A 19527-nucleotide genomic window follows, 5' to 3' on the forward strand; every position below is an offset into this window, starting at 1 on the left:
TTTAAAAATCATGATGAAAAACACTCTCTTTTACGCACTAGCAGCACTTCTATTTGTATTCAGTTCCTGCAGTAAATCTAATTACGATACCGAACCTACTCCTGGCGAAGGGGGCTATGTCAGTGGGACTTACTGGCCTTATGCTGTTGGAAACGCTTGGTATTTGGTCAATCCCGAAGATCCTGAAGACAAATCCGACTACATCATCCACAAATCATTAACCTACGAAGGCAAAACATACTTCCAGTTCAAACCCGTCGGAACAACTGTCGAAGTAGAGTTAAATGACGGTTTCCGGGAAGATAATGGCGTATTCATCTCACTCCATGGCGCGACTTCGCAAATGGGGATAAACACCTCAGCAGGGACCGCAACCTATATCAATACCAACCTGAAAGTAGGTGAAATATGGAAAGAAGAAGTAACCTTCCAAATCTCGGGGCAAGCTTCCGGGACAATCACACACCATAATGAAGGCCGTATATTGGAAAAAGTAGCTAGCACAACAATCAATGGCAAAGCCTATCAGGATGTTTTAAAAACGGAGCTCAAGAAAGCAATTCATAATAGCATAACGGGCTACACTGAAAATATCACCTACGAAATCTGGCTTGCCAAAGGTATCGGTATCATTTTCGAAAAAACAACCTATGACGATTCATACAGCGATAGCTACGGTTTAGTAAGTTACACGGTAAAATAAAAAGCCATGAGATTCATAAACACCATACAGAATAGTTTATTAATTGCCATTTTTATTTTTTGTACAAGCTGTAGTAAAGAAACACATGAAGATGACATAGATGGCGAAATTAAAACAGAGAAGTTTGACCAGGGGACAATAGAAATGGGCACCTTTTCACAAGGCGTAGATTTGAGCAAGCTCGTCGGTAAGGTAGATTTCTCGCATACTGACCCCAAGTCGCAATATCAAACTCTCCTAAAAAACGACAAAGAGGTTCAAGCCATTACAAATGTTGTAGAACAGATCGCTGCTCAAAACCCGATCGCAGGGTTAGCGCTATCCATGAATGCAACAGCCTGTACCTATTACATCAAAGGCGATGTTGTATTGGGTAAGGTAAAAGGTTTGGGTTGGGAGATGGACAACTTCCACGACCAACAACAGGATAAAGGAAGCCTCTATCTAGAAACATTGACCAGAACGGATGAGATTGCTGAAACTGACAAAAAAATATATGCTCAATATACACCTAGTGCCAATCCAGGTGCAGGAGCTAGCAATGCTATCGAACTCAGCAACTTTAATAGAGTCGCACTTAATAAACAAGAGATTATTAATGGCTACCTATGTGACGTCACTCAACTCACACCAAAAACCATAGACCCAGACGCCCCCATGAACATGCGCAAACTATTGGTTTACACCTCTCCTCTATTTAATAAAACCATTAATTTTACGCATCCATTTTATCTACAAGAAGAAAACGGCATTCTGCGCTTAGACATCTATTTCATTGATGATAAAACCCCTACACTGGTCATGAAACCCAAAAATATTGAACAGCGGATTGTTAAAAACGATGAATTACAAAGCCGTACGGCTCAGCCTATATATACGGAGTTAAGTGCAGAATGGGCATTTAAAGCCTTACCGATCATGATGAGCGGATGGGCAGTATTAGCTGATTAAAAAATAAATACTTATCTTAAGGCAGAACCACACTGCCTTAAGATTATGAGCATAAGCCATAGCCTTCCTATTGACACCAAGAAGAACAAAGGGTTTATCCTATACGGAAAGATTTGCTCTTTCTTACTAAACAAGACTTTGTCCTTCACACAGCGCCAATTACATTACATAGCAGCATTATTCTATATTGTTGCATTTTTTTATTATCTTAGATCATGGGTTAACTTTCTGGATAAATATGACGAGTACTGGCATCTCCCCGACAACAAAGTCAACAAAAAAATCGAAACAGGCTTTCAGTCTCATGATATAACAATAAATAAAAAATTATGGATCCCTTAGCTACACAACTTCATGGTATATCCAAAGGGCTTAAGTACGGTGACTTTAATATTCCTGACATTGGCGACATCGTCCCGGCATCACTGATGATTCAAGACTTGGATGGTCTACGCCCCATTGGATGTAGCTATATGAACAATTGGGGCTGTGAACATCTCGGATCCTCGGTAGAAGAGGTCAATCAATTGGGAGAAATCTACTACGAACGCTACTTTGTAAAAGAAGAAACTTATGGCATTTTCCAGGGCATGAACAACTATCTGGCGCTAGGCGATTTTGACAAACAATATAACTTCTTTCAACGGGTCAAACTCTATAAAGAAACAGATTACACCTGGTTTTACACCGTTTTAAAAGTTGTCCAGGTAAGGCAAGACTCACAATTAGAGAACAAAATCATCCTGCTCTCTTCTCCCGTCATCGGCATGGACCAGCTCATCTCACGCGTCAATAAAACATTGGACCAGGACCAATACATCCGCAATAACTATAGACGCTTTGCTGAACTCACCACAAGGGAAAAAGAGATCGTAACGCTATTAGCAAACGGCAAATCGAGCAATGAAATCGCGGATCAACTTTTTATCTCCTCCCATACCGTATCAACACACCGTAAAAACATCATCCGTAAAATCGAGTGTAAATCTTTTGCTGATTTATTACGGTTTGCAATGGTTTTTGATCTGGTCTAAAGTAAACAGTAGAAATACCTATTTTTGGGTATAGATATTCACAACGATATACTATACTTTCGCTGCTATAAAATTTTAGCTATGAAATATCCATGTGGTACCGGCCCCGCAAACACCGATAAAATACTTTGGATATTCCATATGGCAACTAAAAATCAAACCGAGCTTGCGAGCTCATCGAAGATAATTATATACATATGAATAAAAATTTACTTATCCTCGCAACGCTTGTACTTGCAATGCTACCCTTTACTAGCTGGTCTCAGACTGAACCGACGGCAGAACCATAGGGCAATAACATGGTTAAATTTAATGTGCTCCCCCTATTGGGAGGAAAGTTCGCTTTTGAATACGAACGCTCCATAACAGACCGCATCAGCGCAGGTGCTGCAATAAGTTTTCGTCCAGAAAAAAAACTGCCTTTTCAATCCACCGTACAGGACTTGGTTGACGACGAAGACCTTAATAAACTAATAAACAACTTCAAAAGCTCGAACTTCTCTATTACGCCCGAGGTCAGGTTTTACCTTTCAAAACGAGGTCTATTTAGAGGTTTTTATATGGCACCGTATGTAAAATACGCAAATTATAAAGCTTCTGTTCCTTTTGATTTTGATGTTGCGGTAGAAGAGAGCGGAACTGAAATCTTCAGTCGTACAGAAACTATCCCTTTGGAGGGAACTATCAATTCTTTCACAGGCGGCTTCTCTTTGGGATTCAATTTCAAGCTGTCTCGTCAACTTCATTTAGACTGGCGTCTGATAGGCCCAGGCTATGGGAGCGCTAATGGTAAAGCCTCTGGAACGATGGTACTAAACCCAGACGAACAACAGGCCCTACGAGAGAGTATGGAAGACCTAAAGACAGACTTGGGTGATTTGCCTTTAGGTGGCATTAAGATGGAATATGATATTCATGAAAATGGCACAGATATCCATATAAAACGTAGCCCATGGGCGGGAATACGTACAGGACTATCCATTGGTTATCGATTTTAAAGCTAGTCAATCTAATTAGATCTCCTCTTCTATACTTACAGAGGGGATTTAATTTAAATCATATTTAACCGTTGCCTTAGCTCCAAAAAGTTCTCTGCATTAGTCTTGGCCAATATTTTTCTTCTATGTGTATTTACAGTATGTTCACTTATAAAGATCAAAGCAGCGATATCCTTACTACTCTTCCCTTGGAGAATTAAGTCTAAGACTTCAATTTCCCGTTTAGAAAGATCATAGTGATTTTCTACGTGGACGGGCCTGTTCTTCATACGATCGATCATTAAAAAATCATTTTCCTTCCTTTGAAAGCCGTCCTCTGCAACGTCATGAAAAACTAAAGAACGCTTCATATGTCCCCGTTCGTCAATTTCGATTGCTTGATAAGATTGTTTAATAAATATATAATCGCCTGTTTTTTTACGGACTCTGTAGGAATATTTGAAATAAAAACGATAATGATCTTCAAAATATAGCTTATCCATAAGCTCGATAGCCTTTCTCTCAGATTCCATACAGTATGAAACATCATCCGGATGAATAATAGACATCAAAAATTCAGATGTAAACTCAGCAGTTTCGTAGCCTAAAATAGATTTTAATGATGAACTTACAAATTCAAAGTTATTACCAAAACAGTTCATAATAAAATGATAGCGCTTTAGACTAACCACCTCAGTCTTCACAACAGGTCTTTCCGAGAAAAGCTGCCCATGATCAAACCAAAAATCCCAACCTTTATCAGCCATATTGTAGATTAATTATCTGATTAATTCAATTCTTATTTCATGTCAAATTCCCCGAAGACACCCTTTTTCACAACTATGATAGAGAAAAAACCCATTTAACACCTGTTACATTAGTTTTTCCAAGCAATATAATGCAAATTCTTTAATCGTATCACTATTCAGAATGAAGTTTCCAAATCTGCAATAAAAACCAAAAATAATACAAAAACACCCACAAAAACACAAAATAATTAACAAATACACAATGAAATTAAATTTTAATTTCATTATTTATAAAATATAAGTATTTTTGTTTCTATATTAGCAAACTCGATAGTTGATACTTCAAAAACCTGCAATCATCTATAGCTACGAACTAACTCAGCAGGTTTCTTTCCAACTATTGAAGAAAAATACATTCAATCCAAATACCAACAAACAATGCAGCAAGAAGGACTCTACAACCCCGAATTTGAACATGATGCCTGTGGCGTCGGATTTGTAGCTCACATCAAGGGACAAAAATCACATACGCAGGTCAAAGATGCGTTGACCATGCTAGAAAACATGGAGCACCGCGGAGCTTGTGGTTGTGATCCAGAAAGCGGCGATGGTGCTGGTATTATGATCCAACTACCGCACGAATTTTTGTGGGAGGAATGTATACAGCTGGGGATACAACTTCAAGAGCCCGGCTATTATGGTGTAGGAATGGTATTTTTACCAAAAGAGGAAAAGCTAAACCAGATCTGTCGTACCGTGATCCAGGAGGCTACTGCAGACCGTAACATGGAGTTCCTCGGTTTTCGAACTGTCTCCGTGAATCGCGAAGGAATAGGCCCTACAGCTTTGAGTGCCGAACCTGAAATAGTACAGTTCTTCGTATCAAGACCAGACGGAGTGGCTAGCACCGAAGATTTTGAACGTAAATTGTATGTACTGCGGAGACGGATTATTCAAAAAATAAAAACACACCAAACCTACCCCCTACCACTTTATATCGCATCACTTTCTTGCAAAACCATAATTTACAAAGGACAACTGACAACCTATCAGGTAGGCTCGTACTTTAAAGACCTTAAAGATAGCAGAGTAGTATCTGCCTTTGGCTTAGTTCACTCCCGCTTTTCGACAAACACTTTTCCATCATGGTCGCTGGCACAACCCTTCCGTATGATAGCACATAATGGAGAAATCAATACGTTGACAGGCAACTTAAATTGGTTCTATGCAGGCGTACGCGCACTGTCTTCTCCCTATTTTACGAAAGAAGAGATGGAGATCTTACTTCCTGTAGTAGACAAAGGACAGTCCGATTCTGCATGCTTAGACAATGTCGTTGAGTTACTATTACATTCGGGCCGTAGTCTACCACATGTGATGTTGATGCTAGTACCCGAAGCCTGGGATGGCAACACACAAATGGACCCCCTAAAAAGGGCATTCTACGAATATCACGCCACCTTAATGGAACCTTGGGATGGTCCCGCTGCCCTCTGTTTTACAGACGGCAAGATCATCGGCGCTACATTAGACCGCAACGGCCTACGTCCTTTGCGGTACGCCATCACCTCCGATGATCGTGTCATTGTAGCTTCGGAAGCCGGAGCCTTACCACTCGATGAATCTACGATTATTAAAAAAGGCCGTCAACAACCGGGCAAAATATTCGTAGTCGACATGGAACAAGGCCTGATTCGCTCGGATGAAGAAGTGAAAGGAGAATTAATCCGTCAACAACCCTATGGAGACTGGATCAACCAATACAAGATCAAATTGGAAGAACTTGCGGAACCGCGTGTCACGTTTACCTACCTTTCTAAGGAATCTGTCTTTAAATACCAACAAGCATTTGGCTATTCGCGCGAAGATCTGGAGACCATATTGACTCCCATGGCGTTGACGGGCTATGAGCCTATAGGGTCTATGGGTACCGATGTGCCGTTAGCGGTGTTATCGGATCAACCTCAACACCTGGCCTCTTACTTCAAACAATTCTTTGCGCAGGTAACGAATCCTCCGATTGACCCTATACGCGAACGTTTGGTAATGAGCCTGGCCACCTTTATCGGTAACGCCGGAAATATATTGATTGAGGACAAAAAATTCTGTCACTGCGTCACACTAGAGCATCCAATATTAACATCCAGTGAGTTGGAAAAACTACGCTCTATCGACACCGGGGTGTTTCAAGCAAAAACACTGCAATGTTATTTCCGGGCTGATGGTAAACCAGGATCACTTGAAGCGGGCATAGAACGTCTCTGCCGCTACGCTGACGATGCTGTACGAGACGGCTTTGAGGTCATTATCTTATCGGATCGAGCAATAGATTCACAACATGCTGCTATACCTTCAATCCTTGCTGTATCTGCTGTACACCACCACTTGATAAAAACAGGAAACCGAGGAGCGGTAGGTCTAGTCGTTGAAGCTGGAGATGCCATAGAAGTCCATCATTTCGCCTGTCTACTGGCCTTTGGGGCAACAGCTATCAACCCCTATCTGGCTCTAGCGAGTATACGAACGCTAAAAGCAGAAAACCTATTGGACACGGACCTTACTTGGGAAGAATTGAGGAAAAATTACGTTAAAGCGATATGCAATGGCTTATTGAAAATATTCTCCAAAATGGGGATCTCTACGCTACAATCGTACCACGGCGCCCAGATATTCGAAGTACTCGGTATTGATAAATCAGTCGTAGGTGCTTATTTCTGTGGTGCTGTGTCCCGTATCGGAGGACTCAACCTAGACGATATTGCCAAAGAAGCCTTAGCCAAACATTGGCGTAGCTTCGAAAGCTCACGCACACCAAAAAACCTCCTACCAGAAGGTGGTATCTACCAATGGAAGAGGCGCGGAGAAGGACATCTCTGGAATCCACAGACCGTTCACTTACTACAACAAGCTTGTCGCACAGGCGACTTTGACACGTATAAAAAATATTCGGCACTGATCAATAACCAAGAGGAACATATGTTTACCTTGAGAGGGCTACTTGATTTTGCCAAACACCGCACGCCAATATCCATTGACAAGGTGGAGCCAGCAAGCGAAATTATGAAGCGCTTTGCCACCGGAGCCATGTCTTTCGGTTCCATATCGCATGAGGCGCATAGCACCCTTGCTATTGCCATGAATCGTATCGGTGGAAAATCGAATACAGGAGAAGGTGGTGAAGACGAGATACGTTATGAAAAACTGCCCAATGGGGACTCTATGCGCTCAGCCATCAAACAAGTAGCTTCTGCTCGTTTTGGGGTAACCTCCAACTACCTCACCCAAGCAGATGAAATACAAATCAAAATGGCGCAAGGGGCCAAACCGGGCGAAGGAGGGCAGCTACCAGGCCATAAAGTCGATGAATGGATCGCTAAAGTACGGCATGCTACACCAGGTGTAGGCCTTATATCTCCGCCTCCGCACCATGACATCTACTCGATCGAAGATCTGGCACAACTTATCTTCGACCTTAAAAATGCAAACAGAGAAGCACGGATCAACGTCAAGCTTGTCTCCAAGGCTGGAGTAGGCACAATAGCTGCAGGTGTTGCAAAGGCACACTCCGATGTCATCTTGATCGCTGGATACGACGGTGGTACAGGTGCATCTCCTATCAGTTCTATCAAACATGCCGGACTACCTTGGGAGCTGGGATTGGCCGAAGCGCATCAGACATTGGTACAAAACAAATTAAGAAGCCGCGTCGTACTACAGGCGGACGGACAGATGAAAACCGGGCGTGATCTTGTCATAGCAACGCTATTGGGAGCCGAAGAATGGGGGGTAGCTACTGCCGCCCTTGTCGCCGGCGGTTGTATTATGATGCGCAAATGCCATCTCAACACCTGTCCCGTCGGTGTTGCAACTCAAGATCCCGAACTACGCAAGCTATTCTCAGGAAAACCAGAGGATATCGTTCATCTGTTTCAATTTTTGGCTGAGGAAATGCGCGAAATAATGGCGCAACTAGGATTCCGTACCATTAACGAAATGGTAGGACGGGCACAATTCTTGAAAAAAAGAGAAACTATTGCACACTGGAAAGCCAGCAAAGTAGACTTCAACGATCTACTGTATGTCGCACGCAACGAATCTGGCTCTCCTTTATATAACACGGAAGAGCAAGATCACGGTATAGCAATGATTTTGGATTGGGGCCTATTGAAGCAAGCAAAACCGGCGCTAGAAAGCAAAACACCTGTCTTCGGAACTTTCCGAGTCAAGAACACGGATCGCACTATAGGCACAATGCTTTCAAACGAGATCTCAAAAGCATACGGTTCAGAAGGACTACCAGATAACACCATCAATTTCAAATTCGAGGGGTCTGCAGGACAATCCTTTGGGGCATTCAATACCAAAGGAATATCATTTGAACTCGAAGGTGAAGCCAATGACTATGTAGGTAAAGGGCTATCTGGAGCACAATTGGCCATTTATCCGGCTAAAGAAAGTGGTCTAATACCGCACGAAAATATAATTATCGGCAATGTGGCGCTATATGGAGCTACCTCTGGGCACCTCTTTATCAATGGTATGGCAGGCGAACGATTTGCGGTACGTAATTCCGGTGCCACAGCTGTTGTTGAAGGTATCGGAGATCACGGCTGTGAATATATGACAGGCGGCCGAGCACTTATTCTGGGAGAGACAGGACGCAACTTTGCGGCTGGTATGAGTGGAGGTATCGCTTGGGTATATGATATCCAAGGAACATTCCGTAGTAACTGCAACCAAGAGATGGTCGACCTGGATCCTTTGGAAACCGAAGATGAATCAGCAATCATTGCATTACTGAAACGACATATACACCTAACGCGTAGCGAAAGAGCATCTTACATTCTTAACAACTGGGCTACAGAAAAGAGTCGGTTCATCAAAGTATTCCCGCGGGAATACAAAAATGTAATACTTAAAAAATTAGTAGTCGCTTAATATAGAAGAGGAATTATATCATGGGAAAAGCAACAGGATTTTTAGAATTTGATAGATTGGCTCCTCAGAAAGAGTCTATAGAGAACAGAAAACAAAATTATCAGGAATTTGTTCACCCTTATTCGGAAGAACAACTTAATGGACAGGCGGCACGCTGCATGAATTGCGGAATTCCGTTCTGCCATTCAGGCTGCCCCCTAGGTAATGTCATTCCAGAATTTAACGATGCGGTATATGACGGCAAATGGGAAGAGGCTTACAACATCTTAGCTTCTACAAATAACTTTCCGGAGTTTACCGGCCGTATATGTCCCGCTCCATGTGAATCGGCATGTGTACTGGGCATCAACAAGAATCCTGTAGCTATCGAGGAGATCGAAAAGCATATCATCGAAATAGCCTACAAAAAGGGCTATGTAAAACCCAACAAGTCCTACATCAAGACAGGCAAGAAAGTCGCTGTCATAGGATCAGGTCCTGCCGGGCTAGCAGCAGCAGCTCAGTTAAATAAAGCAGGCCACGATGTTGTAGTCTACGAACGTGATGATAAAGTGGGTGGACTACTTCGCTATGGCATCCCTGATTTTAAATTAGATAAATCAGTCATCGACCGTCGGGTCAATATCATGAAAGAATCTGGCATAGTATTCCGTACCAATGCCGAAGTAGGCGGTAATATCCCAGCAACAGAATTAGATCAATATGATGCTGTGGTTCTATCCGGCGGATCGACAATCCCCCGTGACCTAAACATTCCCGGTCGGGATCTGACAGGTGTCCACTACGCCATGGAGTTTTTAAAACAACAGAACAAGCGTGTCGGCAACTCTACTATCGCCGTACCGGAAATCCATGCAAAGGGTAAAAATGTGCTGATCATCGGAGGTGGAGACACCGGATCAGACTGCGTAGGCACATCCAACCGACATGGCGCCAAATCGGTGACGCAATTTGAACTGATGCCCCAGCCACCTCAAAGTCGTACCGAAGCGATGCCTTGGCCTAGTTATCCAATGTTATTAAAAACAACAACCTCACACGAAGAGGGTTGTCAGCGCCATTGGAGCATCAGTACCAAAGAATTCCTTGGCGATAAGGCTGGAAATTTACGAGCTGCCCTCGTAGTAGACTTGGAGTGGGAAACCGATACTTTGGGAAGACCTACAAAATTCAAAGAGGTTGAAGGCTCTGAAAGGGAAATCCCTTGCGAACTGGTTACACTCGCTATGGGCTTCCTTCATCCGCAGAAAGAAGGTTTATTACAACAACTGGGCATAGCACTAGATGAGCGTGGCAACGTAAAAGCTACTGAAGGCAGTTATCGTACTAATACGGATAAATATTTTGCGGCAGGTGACATGCGCCGTGGCCAATCATTGGTGGTATGGGCCATATCCGAAGGAAGAGAATGTGCACGAAAGGTAGATGAATTTTTAATGGGCACAACCGAACTTGAAAGCAAAGAAGCTGTACAGCAATATGCCTAACCCTTGTTTCTAATCATCAATCTATATTTTTTCTGAAAGTGTCTGTTTTTAATGGACATCAAGAACTTTCATCACATGAAAGTTTTTTCTGTCAGACCTTTCCGATTTCTCGGAAAGGTCTTTTTGTCAAGAATAACAAAATAATATTTCGAGTTAAAATCAGTTACCAAAAACATATTCTATAAATATGTTTTTTTAGTACTTTTGCAATCGATTAAAAAGATCAATTGTAAATAGGCTTTATGATTCGTAAGATCAATCATTTTTTCGGAAAAGAGTTTGCCAAGGATGCATTAAGAAACATCCTGGTGATCCTACTCCCTTCCATACTTCTTTTCTACACCATCGGTCTACATGCTGCAATAGCTTTCGCCGTTGGTGTCATATTGTCATCATTGACCGACCTTCCTGGAAACAGGCAGGACAAAACAATGACTGCAATATGGTGTACCCCACTATTTGCCCTTACGGCCTTTTCCACAGCCGCAGCTCTTCACTATCTATCGTGGAGTATACTACCGATTTTAGCTGTTTGGGGATTCATATGTACCATGCTAATAGTTTTAGGCCCGAGGTGGGGCGTTATTGGCAATCTGACGCTTATTGTTATCAGCTTCACAATAGGTCTTAAGCCGCTTGATCCGTTAAGTTTTTCCTTATACTTTACACTTGGAACATTAAGCTTCTTTACCGTGAGTCTAATCCAAGCTTATGTATCACCTTACCGCTCTTTGAAATATGCCATGAAGGAAGGTTTTGAACAGATGGCTATTCTGTTGGAGGTAAAAATAAAGTGCTATGACGAAAAAACACCATTGGAACAGGTGTATAGAGAATTGAGCTTACTACATATTAAAATCTCTGAACAACTGGAAAGTATACGTTCCTTGTTGCTTCGCGAAAAGACGCTAATCTCATCCTGTCAAAACTCCGAACTGATATGGTTAAACAAAATCTATCGTTTGATTGACCTTTATGAACTACTCATGGGAATAGATACAGATTATGAAACTATCCGAGAAAAACTAAAACATTCGGAAGCTCTTCCTATAATCAGGCATATCCTTTTACTACTCTCCGACGAGATAAGGGTTTTAGAAAAGTCAAGAAATAGCTCACATATATTGGACAACGAGAAGCAAATCACTGCAGACATATTCAAGTTGGAGCAGATACAAATGAAAACAGATCTCGAAAGTAGATCACTGGTCAATCCTATTCTGATCCACATCAAACATATTTTATCTATTGTTCAACAAATTCAAAAATCAACCGTAGTACAAGACCCGACCTGGGTAAGCACTGCTGCCTATAAAAACTTTGTCCCGTCTACCCATAAAGGGCAGGTAATTGCAAAACATATAAAAACCAAATCTCCTGTATTTATCTATGCGATACGCATGGCGACGTTACTTATACTATCAGGCCTGGTCGGCTATACCTTACCTGAATACCGCTATGCTTCCTGGATCATACTGACAGTCATTCTTGTCGCAAGACCTAGCTATGCTAATACGCAAAAAAGAAACTATCAGCGTATTGTCGGTTCATTAATTGGTATTGCAGCCAGTCTACTTATTACGCTCGTCATACACGATTCCCTATCAGTACTACTAATTGCCGCAATAACACTCTATGGATTTTTCCTATTCAACAAACCAAATTATTTGATCTGCGTCATATTCATCACCATTGCCGCCATCTTATCTCTCCATCTATACGAGGGCAATATCGGGGACTTGCTTAGTAGCCGCTTAGCTTTCACTTTATTGGGTTCGATTTTCGCAATCATAGGATGTTTTGCATTTCCAGTAAACCACCGTAGCGCGATGAAAAACCTATCTGACACGCTTATCGACAATTACCAAAACTACTATCATAAGCTACGCTCCCGACTTTGCGAAAATACCGTAGACTTTCAGGAACTGAGATTGGTTCGAAAGCATGCCCAGACTTCACTGGCGCAGCTTTACGATAACCTGGATCAATTTCAAAAAGAGCCGCGTTACAAGAAGCAAGATTGGAGTGATATTGCTTCTTTTCAAACGCTGGCCTATCGTATAAATGCACTTTTGGTCGGAGTATCAGTTAGTATCACCAAATCAATAGCCTATGAAAATGATAAAGCCCTTTTAGAACGACTCGACAATATTGAATTACTAATCCATGACCTCAATGCAATGGGGAAATCCGAAAAACTGACACCTAAAACATACACAACAGTTTAGTTAACCAACAATAGTCTACCATTCTAGTATATTTTATCAGAAAAATAATATACTTTTACGTATTGATGCGAATATTGCGAAATTTTACTCATTTCGGGTGGTAAACAGACCTGAATTGAATAATGGTTTCAAGGAAATAGCTTATTTTTGGGACAGATGTAAACAAGATAAAGATTGTTGATACGTATGACATCTTCATGATAGTTTTCCTATGGTTCTTTTGCTACCTTTTATGTATGTTTGCACGTAATTAAGAATTATTCTAAAGAGATTAGTGACCCAGCTTTTAATCCATATCATAGTACCTGTTGCCATCTTTGGCTTTATTGCGTTATTCACGCTGTTCGCCGTATATGCCGAACGCAAGATTGCCGGCTTTGTACAGGATCGTCTAGGACCGATGGAAACTGGAAAATATGGTCTTCTTCAGACAGTAGCCGATATACTCAAACTTTTACAGAAAGAATTCATTACACCGAAGGCTGCCGATCGTCTTTTATTTGCGCTAGCGCCTATTGTCATATTTGGAGCTGTATATGTAGGCTATGCTGTTATCCCATGGGCTCCTGACTTTTTGCCTGCAAATACACATACCGGACTATTCTTTATTATGGCAGTAGTATCCATTGATGCCATAGGGATCTTAATGGCTGGCTGGGGATCGAACAACAAATACTCGATATTGGGCTCTATACGCGCTATTGCACAAATGGTATCTTATGAAATCCCTGTTGGGTTATCCTTAATTGCCGCAGTCATGATTACCCAGACCTTAAACCTTAATGATATTGCGATGCAGCAAGGTATAATGGCTAATCAGGATATTTTCTTTCTGGGTATTTGGAATGTCAATGATATCGGCGGAATTCTGGCCTGGAATATATTTCAGGCGCCACACCTTATCGTCGTATATCTCATATTCTTTATCGCATCATTGGCGGAGTGTAACCGCGCCCCATTTGATATTCCGGAAGCAGAATCCGAATTGATCGGTGGCTTTCATACAGAGTATGGAGGAATACGCTTTGCATTCATTTTCTTGGCAGAGTACGCTATGATGTTTTTAGTAGCAGTACTAGGTGTCGTCCTCTTTTTGGGTGGATGGAACACGCCTCTTCCCAATCTGGGAGCTGCAAAACTTGCAGACTGGACGACAGGCCTGGGATGGGGTATCTTTTGGACTTTAATTAAATCACTCACTATTGTCGGGATACAGATATGGATACGCTGGACATTGCCGCGTTTTAGGGCTGACCAGCTGATGAACCTATGCTGGAAAATAATGATTCCTATTGCATTCGTATGCATGGCAATATCAGGGTTATGGCGTATTTTGGTGATGGTATAGTGAACAAGTTATCAAGTAAACGAGTTATCAAGTGAACAAGATAACTGGATAACTGGATAACTGGATAACTGAATAACAATAAAAAATTGATTTTAAAAACAACGATACAAGGATTTACTACGGCTGTCAAAGGATTACTTTTGACGATCCGGCACCTTTTTGGTGCGCGGAAGGCACGGCAATCCTTAGATATTCGCCAAGAAGACTACTTTGAAAAGCAACAAGGGGTTACCACAGTACAATTTCCAAAAGAAAAAATGCCCATCCCCGAGGTGGCGCGTTATCAATTGGAGGTCGACATTGATGACTGTATTGTGTGCGACCTATGCGCAAAGGCTTGTCCTGTAGATTGTATCACGATTGAATCGATCAAATCGCCAGAAGCCATTGGCAAAACTTCAGATGGGTCGGTAAAAAGACTATATGCCGCACAATTCGATATTGATATGGCCAAATGCATGTACTGTGGGCTATGTACTGTCGTATGTCCCACCGAATGTATCACCATGACCAATCAATACGACCGCAGCACGACACAACTTACGGATCTGATTTATGGATTTGGAGAAATGTCGGATAATGAGATAGCACAACGTAAAGCAGAATGGACTAGATTTCAAGCTGAAAAGGAGGCAGCGAAGAAAAAGTAAAAGATATGGAAGAATTTATATTTTATGCTTTCGCAGTTCTGGCCATCATCTCGGCTCTTCTTGTGGTCAACTTAAAAAACACAGCTCGTGCCTTGTTTCTATTTTTCGTCACTTTATTTGCTATGGCAGGCCTATTTATCTTCGCTTTAGCGGATTTTGTTGCCATAACGCAGGTAATGGTTTACGTAGGCGGGGTATTGATATTAATGATATTTGCATTTATGCTATCCAACAAGGAATTATTAAAGGATCTCCAAAATATGTCTGGAAGATTTCTGTCCTTGCCCAACTGGCAATCTTTACTCCTAGCACTAGGCTTTCTTGTAGTTATGCTTTGGGGGGTAATGGAGTGGCAAGAGCAAACCCCAGATTGGATTATCCAGAATATAAAACAAGGAGATATCATCCAACCAACAGACAACAATATCCAACAATTAGGCTTAAAATTCATGACCCAATACGTATTACCCTTTGAGGTAATTTCGGTATTTCTTCTGATGGCGCTAATAGGTGCAGCACATCTATCTAGGAAGGAGGAACAAAAATGATTACGTTAACTCACTTTCTAGTCGTCAGTGCCTGTATTTTTTGCATCGGACTGTATACCGTACTAGCTAAAAGAAATGCTATAATGATATTGGTCGGTATCGAACTTATGATTAACGCAGCTATACTCAATTTTGTAGCATTCGGCCGTTATGACAAAATAAACTACTCAGGTCAGGTGTTTGCTCTGTTCGCAATTGTCTTGGCAGCCGCTTCGGTAGCTGTTGCCCTAGCTATTATTCTCAACGTATACAGACACTACAAAACTATTAATCCAGATAATATCACTGATCTGCGCGACTGATGAAGGAGTTATTAAATATATCGCCAATTAATGCCAGTATACTCGTTGTGCTATTTCCTCTTCTTGCCTTCTTTATTCAGGCAATACAAGGAAAGAAATCCACCTCGGGACTACTCTCCATCATTGCTATTACATTAAGCACTGTACTTTCCGGATGGTTTGTATTTACCGAAATCTGGAACAACATACCACAACATGTCAGTTACGACTGGTTTCGTATAGGCAATAAAACGTTTAATATAGGGATCCTACTCAACAACCTCACGGTATTGATGCTATTTATCGTCTGTATTGTAGCATTACCTGTCCATATCTACTCCAAAGTGTATATGAAGGGAGATCCTGGGATACATCGCTACTGGATGTATCTTAGTCTTTTCTGTTTTGCCATGTTGGGACTATGTATTTCTAGAAATCTACTGGTATCTTATATTTTCTGGGAGCTTGTCGGCTTTGCTTCTTATCTGCTGATTGGCTTCTGGTTTACCAAAGATGCGGCTGTCGCAGCGAACAAAAAGGCTTTTCTCATCAATCGGATTGGAGATTTGGGATTCCTGATCGGTATAGCGGCTGTATTTACATCATTTGGCACATTAGATCTGGTGGAGCTATTTGGTAAACAAGGACTTTTATATACAGCTATCGATAAAAACACAGGGTTAATGACGCTAGCAGGTCTTGGTTTCTTTCTTGGAGCCATGGCCAAATCAGCTCAATTTCCATTGCACCTCTGGTTACCCGATGCCATGGAGGGACCGACCTCGGTATCTTCGCTGATACATGCCGCTACCATGGTGGCTGCCGGCGTATTTTTACTGTGCACGATATTCCCATTATTCAATGAAAATGTCCTGTTGATCATTACGATTGTCGGTACCGTTACTGCTGTTTCAGCGGCTTATTTTGCACTAGGGCAATACGACATCAAGAAAGTACTGGCCTTCTCCACGATATCTCAGCTCGGTTATATGATGGTTGCGGTCGGTATTGGCGCTTGGGATGCGGCCTTATTCCACTTGGCTACGCATGCTTTTTTTAAATGTCTTCTTTTCTTATGTGCTGGGGCTGTTATCCATGAAGTGGCACATGCTAAAGCAGAATCGGGGCAAGATTTTGACCCACAGGATTTACGCAATATGGGTGGACTCGGTATACCGATGCCAAAAACATTTGTCTTGATGACCATCGCTTCCTTAGCGTTAGCAGGTTTTCCTTTGACCTCCGGTTTTTTATCAAAGGACGCTATCGTAATTGCCTCTTTTGAATGGGCGCTGGACCAAGGGGGCGGCGCTATTGCGATTCCAATACTGTTGGTATTGGTAAGCATTCTTACCGCATTCTATATCGGACGTTTAATTTTCAAAACCTTCTTAGGTCCATCGCGTTTGCCACAGGGACTAAATAAGCATATACATGAGGTTTCCACCACTATGCTATACCCCATGTACTTCTTAGCGATCTGCTCTTTGTTTTTTGTTTTCTCGATCAATCCGATTTCCTACCATCAATCTGGAATATTAGCAGGTTTTTCAGTTAATTATACATTCGCTGAGATACATAGTTTACATGTATTTATACCCGTCGTACTTACGCTGACAGCCCTCCTGAGCTGGATCATTGGTTACAGATGGTATGTATTGGATAGATATCCCTTAAATGCAGAAAGTAGATGGATCCGAGCAGCTACAAACCAATTAGGCATGAATGAATTTATAAACAACAAGATTGTAAAAAGCACTTTAACTCTGAGTAAAATAAGTTTTTGGGTAGACAAAACTCTTGTTGATGGCGTCATAAACGTAGTCCGCAATATTGTTATTAGTCTGAGCAAGATAGCAGCCTGGTGGGATAGGCACATCGTAGACGGTATCGTCAACAGCATAGCCGGAACAGCTTATTATTTAGGCCATCTGCTTCGCTGGGTTCAGAATGGACGCATACAAAACTATCTGGGATTTGCATTTACCGTTGTTTTAATTGGAATACTTTATTTGATATTACGATAGCATGGGATTACTATCATTACTCGTATTTTTACCGCTAGTAGCCACACTATTAATTTTGGTGCTACCATCCAACCTGAAACAGGCTTACAAGTACATTGCATTAGGCATCACCCTTGTACAGTTTGTCTTAGCGGGTATCCTTTATCTACAGTTTGACAAAGCAGCCGTAGGAATCAATACGGTAGAAGGCTATCAGTTTGTTGAACAAATACCTTGGATACGACTCGCATTGGGCGACCTTGGGCAATTAGAAATCGACTACTTCTTAGGTGTAGATGGCATATCCCTACCTCTTCTCGCTTTAAGTACCTTTGTCATGTTAATGGCTATCGGTGCATCTTGGAATACGAGTAAAAGTCCCAAAGGATACTTTGCACTATTGATGCTGCTCAATATGGCTGTAATCGGAATTTTCACCGCTTTAGACTTCTTTTTGTTCTATATCTTCTATGAAATTATGTTGCTCCCACTCTATTTCTTGATCGGAATATGGGGTGGTGCTAACCGGGAGTATGCAGCAATGAAGTTCTTCATATATACCCTTTTTGGATCGGTATTTATGTTACTCATCATTGTAGGTCTCTATTTTTCTGTTATCAATCCAGCTACAGGAGCGCATACCTTCAATATGCTATATATGATGAATCCGGACAACTATGTCGACGGATCCTTTTTTGCATATCTCAATAACTACAACGAAGTGTTGGGCATTCCAGCACGGATGCTCGGCTTTATTGTACTGTTCATCGCCTTTGCTATCAAAGTACCTATCGTACCCCTACATACGTGGTTGCCAGACGCACACGTCGAAGCACCAACACCTGTATCGATTATTCTGGCCGGTATCTTACTAAAAATTGGAGGATACGGTATCATACGCGTCTGCTTTAGTATATTCCCAGATGCTGCCGTTGATGCCAACTGGTGGCTGGGTCTTATCGGCGTCGTGTCTATTTTATATGGGGCATTAAATGCTTTGGCACAAACCGATTTAAAACGTCTGATCGCATACTCTTCGATATCTCACATGGGTTTTGTTCTACTTGGACTAGCCTCGATGACAGCAGAGGGTGTCTCTGGAGCTATGTTCCAGATGGTCAGCCACGGTTTCCTTTCGGCTGCGCTCTTTTTCTTGGTGGGGGTTATCTATGATCGTGTACATGATCGCAACATATATAATTTTAGAGGTCTGGCAGGGTTAATGCCTGCCTATACGGGATTTGTGGCCGTCGCTTTTTTTGCCTCGTTAGGATTACCGGGGTTTTCTGCCTTTATCGGCGAAGCTTTCGTAATCATTGGCACGTTCAATGCCGAAAGTGTAGGAACTGGTATCCCCAGATGGATGGCTATCGCAGGCTCTGTCGGAATACTCCTCAGTGCAGTCTATTTCTTGTGGACACTACAACGAATGTTCTTTGGAACGACAAGGCTGAAGGGTGGAGAGCCTTGGGCTACTTCTCTAACAGATGTATCCTGGCGAGAACGTATCGTCGTATTCCCTGCTTTAGCACTAGCACTCGCATTGGGTGTAATGCCGGCTATAATCTTTGACACTGTTAACAGCAGTGTACTCCATCTAATCTCGTTATTGTCTCCTTATTTGTAG

The 19527-nt window shown here is 41.9% G+C and carries 14 protein-coding genes; 13 read left to right on the forward strand and 1 reads right to left on the reverse strand.

Annotated elements, in window-relative coordinates; genetic code table 11:
- Window positions 1–10: 10 nt before the first annotated feature.
- From G7B20_RS04905 to G7B20_RS04920, 4 genes are all read left to right on the forward strand, one after another.
- On the forward strand, window positions 11–703 hold the full coding sequence (locus G7B20_RS04905) for a hypothetical protein (RefSeq protein ID WP_164108891.1): 693 nt from the start codon (window positions 11–13) through the stop codon (window positions 701–703).
- Between the two features lie 6 nt (window positions 704–709).
- Window positions 710–1654, forward strand: a complete 945-nt coding sequence (locus tag G7B20_RS04910; RefSeq protein ID WP_164108892.1) for a hypothetical protein — start codon at window positions 710–712, stop codon at window positions 1652–1654.
- A gap of 329 nt (window positions 1655–1983) precedes the next feature.
- A complete protein-coding gene (locus G7B20_RS04915) occupies window positions 1984–2688 on the forward strand; it encodes a LuxR C-terminal-related transcriptional regulator (protein ID WP_164108893.1) in 705 nt (234 codons plus the stop codon).
- Window positions 2689–2987: 299 nt separating this feature from the next.
- A complete protein-coding gene (locus tag G7B20_RS04920) occupies window positions 2988–3686 on the forward strand; it encodes a DUF3575 domain-containing protein (protein ID WP_164108894.1) in 699 nt (232 codons plus the stop codon).
- A 53-nt stretch (window positions 3687–3739) separates the two neighbouring features.
- On the opposite strand, the gene G7B20_RS19580 is transcribed toward G7B20_RS04920, so the two are convergent.
- Window positions 3740–4432 carry a LuxR C-terminal-related transcriptional regulator gene (locus G7B20_RS19580; protein ID WP_164108895.1) on the reverse strand — a complete coding sequence of 231 codons (693 nt, stop codon included), beginning with the start codon at window positions 4430–4432 and terminating at the stop codon, window positions 3740–3742.
- Window positions 4433–4852: 420 nt separating this feature from the next.
- On the opposite strand from G7B20_RS19580, the gene gltB reads away from it, so the two are divergent.
- The 9 genes from gltB to G7B20_RS04970 all read left to right on the forward strand — a co-directional run bounded on the left by gltB (window position 4853) and on the right by G7B20_RS04970 (window position 19527).
- Window positions 4853–9352 carry a glutamate synthase large subunit gene (gltB, locus tag G7B20_RS04930; protein ID WP_164108896.1) on the forward strand — a complete coding sequence of 1500 codons (4500 nt, stop codon included), beginning with the start codon at window positions 4853–4855 and terminating at the stop codon, window positions 9350–9352.
- 20 nt (window positions 9353–9372) lie between these two features.
- On the forward strand, window positions 9373–10839 hold the full coding sequence (locus G7B20_RS04935) for a glutamate synthase subunit beta (protein WP_164108897.1): 1467 nt from the start codon (window positions 9373–9375) through the stop codon (window positions 10837–10839).
- Between the two features lie 242 nt (window positions 10840–11081).
- Complete coding sequence (locus tag G7B20_RS04940; protein WP_164108898.1) at window positions 11082–13067, forward strand: FUSC family protein; 1986 nt, start codon at window positions 11082–11084, stop codon at window positions 13065–13067.
- 274 nt (window positions 13068–13341) lie between these two features.
- Window positions 13342–14415, forward strand: a complete 1074-nt coding sequence (gene nuoH, locus G7B20_RS04945) for an NADH-quinone oxidoreductase subunit NuoH (protein ID WP_164108899.1) — start codon at window positions 13342–13344, stop codon at window positions 14413–14415.
- Window positions 14416–14504: 89 nt separating this feature from the next.
- Complete coding sequence (locus G7B20_RS04950; protein WP_205600178.1) at window positions 14505–15065, forward strand: NuoI/complex I 23 kDa subunit family protein; 561 nt, start codon at window positions 14505–14507, stop codon at window positions 15063–15065.
- A 5-nt stretch (window positions 15066–15070) separates the two neighbouring features.
- Window positions 15071–15613: an NADH-quinone oxidoreductase subunit J gene (locus G7B20_RS04955; RefSeq protein ID WP_164108901.1), complete on the forward strand. Its 543-nt coding sequence runs from the start codon at window positions 15071–15073 to the stop codon at window positions 15611–15613.
- Window positions 15610–15915: an NADH-quinone oxidoreductase subunit NuoK gene (gene nuoK, locus G7B20_RS04960; RefSeq protein ID WP_164108902.1), complete on the forward strand. Its 306-nt coding sequence runs from the start codon at window positions 15610–15612 to the stop codon at window positions 15913–15915. Before G7B20_RS04955 ends, nuoK begins: the two co-directional genes overlap by 4 nt.
- Window positions 15915–17921 carry an NADH-quinone oxidoreductase subunit L gene (nuoL, locus tag G7B20_RS04965; protein WP_164108903.1) on the forward strand — a complete coding sequence of 669 codons (2007 nt, stop codon included), beginning with the start codon at window positions 15915–15917 and terminating at the stop codon, window positions 17919–17921. Before nuoK ends, nuoL begins: the two co-directional genes overlap by 1 nt.
- 1 nt (window position 17922) lies before the next feature.
- Window positions 17923–19527 (forward strand): NuoM family protein, encoded by a 1605-nt coding sequence (locus G7B20_RS04970; RefSeq protein WP_164108904.1) that lies wholly within the window; start codon window positions 17923–17925, stop codon window positions 19525–19527.

Source organism: Sphingobacterium sp. xlx-96 (assembly GCF_011007365.1).
In the GTDB taxonomy this organism is placed as follows: Bacteria; Bacteroidota; Bacteroidia; order Sphingobacteriales; family Sphingobacteriaceae; genus Sphingobacterium; species Sphingobacterium luzhongxinii.